This window comes from Coprococcus intestinihominis, assembly GCF_040096555.1.
GTDB classification, from domain to species: domain Bacteria; phylum Bacillota; class Clostridia; order Lachnospirales; family Lachnospiraceae; genus Coprococcus_A; species Coprococcus_A intestinihominis.
In genome coordinates this window covers 1-2,645 of the sequence record NZ_JBBMEK010000353.1, presented here as the reverse complement: position 1 = coordinate 2,645, position 2,645 = coordinate 1, and the positions used below count along the sequence as shown (strand labels likewise).

Annotated in this window: 1 protein-coding gene; it reads left to right on the top strand. The window is 44.8% G+C overall.

The genetic code is table 11. From position 1 onward, the window contains the following. On the top strand, positions 1 to 2,645 hold a 2,645-nt coding region (locus WMO25_RS17010; protein WP_349086355.1), incomplete at both ends, for a SpaA isopeptide-forming pilin-related protein.

Sequence of the window (2,645 nt, the reverse complement as noted above, 5' to 3'; positions counted from 1 at the left end):
GCATCTGTAGTAGCAGGTTCAACGGATAAGACCACAATGGTTCTGACAAATAAGGCGAAGGACAACACAACGCTTGACCAAGTAAAAGATGCAAATGACGTGCCGTATCTTCGCGCTTACGAATCCGGTACGACATACGACAGCTATCCCTTCACCCTTCTTTCCGGCACCTACTACATCAAGGAGCTGACAGCACCGGCCGGTTATAAGTTGGATACACAGGTTCGAAAAGCAGTCATTGCAAAGATTGACCAGACAGTAATGGAGGAAGATCTTACCGGCATATATCCGTCTAATAGGGCGAAAATTTCACTGCAAACTGAGAATACAGATTCAGCAGTGGCCGACTACGAATGGAGCAATGAGCCAAACAAAGTCACACTTTATAAGATGGATCAGTATGGAAGAAAGGTTCCGTTAAGTGACACTGGTTATCTGGAATTGAAAGCTGTAGATTCTGAGCTTACATTCCCATCCGGGGAAAAAACGATTCGGCTGAATCAAAAAGAAAACTTAGCAGCGACAAAGACGGACGGAACAACCCAAATCGAAGGCGTGACCTATGATACCGGTACCGGTGCGTGGACGCTGACAGGACTATTGGATGCAGGAAAAACCTATACCCTGTCCGAACCGGCAGGCAGTGTTCATGCAAATTATATCGTTGCCAAAGAGATTACGTTTACGATGAATGCAGATGGTACGATTACAGTGAAAGAAAACGGAAGTAAGCCGGACACGATACAAAAGGAGAATCCATTAAGCGCAGACGGAACAGATTATCAGAACTATTACAAGCCGGATGCAGACGAAAACCGGATCGTCATGCGAGATGTCGCAAGACATCTGAAAAACGTAACACTGGAGAAGCTGGAAAAGACGGATTCTGGGACAAAGAAGCCAATTGCCAATATTTCCTTCAAGTTGTACAAGTATGATGGAACAGATCAAGATGGAAAACCGACGAATGTAAAGCCGGTTCTGGCAGATGGAGTTTACCTGACAACGGATGCCAGCGGAAAGATAGATCTGAAAGTTTGTAATCCTGCAATCACGAACCGAATCACTGGCTCGGCATTAAAAAATGGTCTTGATGTTGGAAGCTATTACTTTGAAGAAGTGGAACGAGGCGCATCAGATCAGTATCGTTTGATGGAGAATCTGTACTTTGCTATTACGCCAAAGTCACCAGAGTCAGATACAGGATCGAATGAGATTACAAATATTGATTACGAAGCGTATGCAAAGGTGACTTATAAGACGACAGGCCGTATAGATGTGACCGCCGGCACGGATGGAACAACAGCGATTGTAACCAATACTCCGGTAACAGACATTCCGAAAACACTGGAACTGGTGAAAGTAGACAGCAAGGATAAAGAGATAAAACTTGCCGGAGGAAAATTCAGCTTAAGTTATACGTCCATCACACAATCACAACCGGGCTCTGCAGGTACCATGAGCTGGAACTGTATGACAGCCGAGGATGGCGTGCTTTATCTGCTGGACGATAGCGGTACTGAAATCAAAACAGACAGCGCTGGAAACAAAGTAAAACCGGATATTTCCAAAAAGGGTACATACACGCTGAAGGAAACAAAAGCACCGGACGGCTATATGACCCGGACAGAGAACAATCAGCCAATTACGCTGGTGACGTTTAAGGTCGATTCAGACAACAAGATCAAAGAGGTTAGGTATTCGGATTCCGGACTTGCCCTAAAACAGGATCCTGAAATCTCGGAAGGAGGTACATACAATAAAGAACATATCGCACTGAATCTAAAAGTCCGGAATGAAAAGACAAAGCTTACGATTGCCAAGAAAAACGATATCGAAACCAGAAACGGTTTACAACAGAAAACTGGTGATCAGAAGTCGTTGAACGGCGAAGCATTATCCGGGGCCACGTTGGAGATCTATGAAGGAACAGATACAACAGCTGCCGACAAGAAAAAAGCCACTCTGGGAAACAACCAGAGCAGTTGGAACTGGATACTTCCGGAAGGGGCAGCCGCTGATGGCAATGCGTCACTTCCGGAGGGAACGCTGAAAGAAAATACCATTTATACATTGCATGAGGCGAAAGCACCGATCGGGTATCTGAAAGCGGAGAATCTGTACTTTAAATTGTCAGGAACAACTACAAAAGATTCTACGATGGTATCTCAGCTGTATGTATGGACTGGCACCGGAACACCGACAAGTATAGACGGAAATGAGTGGAAGAAAACGACCAACCTGCAAGACAATGTCCTGACAATGGTAGATGAAACCATCATTGCGCCGGTAGATCTGCAAAAGGTAGTGGCAAGTTATGATGGAAAAAGCTGGAAAGCGATAAAAGATGTAGAATTTACCGTAAGTGAGGTGGTAAGTGTAACCGGAAGTTCCGGAAACAGCACAGAAACAATCAAGCAGCTGGGCGTGGCAGTGACAAATGAAAAAGGATACCTTGTATGGAAGAGTATTACTGACGAGGGTTATGCTTCGAAGCTGATTTATGATGCAAAGGGAGCAATTGTCACATCTGGTCAACCTGCTATCGATTCTTCTATTATTCTGAAACAGAATGCACTTGGCTATGTCTTTACCGAACGCACTGCACCGAGTGATGTGTATAACGATGGCAGAAGCTATCATGT